Here is a 1,898-nt window from a genome sequence, read left to right as displayed (position 1 = left end):
GGCGCGAACAGCACCGCGTTGGCCGCGACCAGCTCCGGGGCGTCGGCGACCGGGCCTTCGTGGCTTGCGCGCAGCGGCTCGACAAAGCCGCCGGCCTCCTTGACCAGCAGGATGCCCGCGGCGATGTCCCAGGCGTGGATGCCGCGTTCCCAATAGCCGTCAAAGCGGCCGGCGGCGACATAGGCCATGTCCAGCGCCGCCGCGCCCCAGCGGCGCACGCCGGCGGTGACCGGCATCAGCCGCGCCAGATCCTTCAGCGTCGCGGGCAGCGTGCCGCGCCCGCCGAACGGAACGCCGGTCGCAAAGACCGCCGACGACAGGTCGCGCCGGCCCGACACGCGCAGGCGGCGGTCGTTCATGAACGCGCCCTCGCCTCGTTCGGCAAAGAACATCTCGTCCTTGGCCGGGTCGAAGACGACGGCGGCGACGATGTCGCCCTTGTGTTCCAGCGCGATGCTGACCGCCCAGTGCGGCAGCCCGTGCAGAAAGTTCGTCGTCCCGTCCAGCGGATCGACGATCCAGCGGCGGGTCGGGTCTTCGCCCGCCTCGGTCCCCGTCTCTTCGCCGCACCAGCCATAGGTCGGGCGCGCGCCGCGCAGTTCTTCCTTGATGATGCGCTCGGCCTCGCGGTCGGCGCGGGTGACGAAATCCCCGGCGCCCTTGACCGAGACCTGCAGGTTCTCGACTTCGCGGAAGTCCTTGACCAGGCTGCGGCCGGCCTTGCGCGCGGCCTTGATCATCACGTTCAGGTTGGCGCTGGCCATCGGGGCATCCTTTCGGGGGTCGGCGGCGTCTTTACGGCGCGGGCGCGGGAAAGGAAAGCGGGCCCGTAAACTGGGCGGCCCGGCTTTCCCGCGCCAGACGCAGCATGTCGCGCACATAGGGCGCGTTCTGGTCGCCGTCGCGGACGGCGGCGTAAAGCGGCCGGGTCAGGGCCGGGTCGCCCAGCGGCATGGTCACCAGATCGGGGTTGCCCGCCTCGCGCATCACGACCCAGTCGGGCAGCACCGCCACCCCGCGTCCCGACGCCACCAGCAGCAGGATGACGTCGGTCAGCTCGATCTCGCGCAGGCCGCGCGGACGCACGCCCGCGGGGTCGAGGAAATGCGAGAACACGTCCAGCCGGGCGCGGTCCATCGGATAGTGGACCAGCGTTTCCGCCGCCAGATCGGGGGGCGCCGCAAAGGGCCGGCCCGCCAGCCGGTGACCGGACGGCACGACCAGCAGCGGGCGATAGTCGAACAGCGGCTGAAACACGACGCCGGGCATGTCCTCGGGGTCGGACGAGATGACCAGATCGGCCTCTCCCCTGACCAGCGCGGGCAGGGCGGTAAAGGCAAGGCCCGCGCGGATGTCGATGTCCACGTCGGGCCAGGCGTGGCGGAAGCGGTCCAGCGCGGGCAGCAGCCAGGCGAAACAGGCGTGGCATTCCATCGCGATGTGCATCCGCCCGACGCGCCCCGCCTCGACCCCCGCGATCTCGGCCTCGGCGGCCTCGACCATCGGCAGGATCTGGCGGGCCAGCGCCAGCAGGCGCAGGCCTGCGGGCGACAATCGCATCGGCTTGACCTGACGCAGGAACAGGGCGGTCCCGGCCTGCTCCTCCATCGTGCGGACCTGATGGGATAGCGCCGACTGGGTGATGTTCAGCACCTCGGCCGCGCGGGCAAGGCCGCCCATGTCGTGGATGGCGCGGATCGTCCGCAGGTGGCGCAGTTCCAGATGCATGATGCGGCGCGTTCATGGACAAGTTGAACAAGATGAATTTGTTTCACAGAAAGCGGCGTGGCACAAGCGGACGCGAAAGGAATACCCATGCCCGCACCCGCCATCAGTTTCGAGTTCTTCCCCCCCAAGACGCTGGACCAGTCGTTCCGGCTGTGGGAAACCGCGCGCGC

General features: G+C 70.1%; 2 protein-coding genes. Both read right to left on the bottom strand.

Annotated features, from left to right (window positions below; all coding sequences use genetic code 11):
• On the bottom strand, window positions 1-764 hold a 764-nt coding region (locus tag EPA64_RS16125; protein WP_134727306.1), incomplete at its 3' end, for an inositol monophosphatase family protein.
• A gap of 31 nt (window positions 765-795) precedes the next feature.
• Window positions 796-1,728, bottom strand: a complete 933-nt coding sequence (locus tag EPA64_RS16120; protein WP_134727305.1) for a LysR family transcriptional regulator — start codon at window positions 1,726-1,728, stop codon at window positions 796-798.
• Between the last annotated feature and the right edge of the window lie 170 nt (window positions 1,729-1,898).

The sequence above is a fragment of the Paracoccus luteus genome, from assembly GCF_004522155.1.
Classification (GTDB): domain Bacteria; phylum Pseudomonadota; class Alphaproteobacteria; order Rhodobacterales; family Rhodobacteraceae; genus Paracoccus; species Paracoccus luteus.
This window is presented reverse-complemented; position numbering and strand designations above follow the sequence as displayed.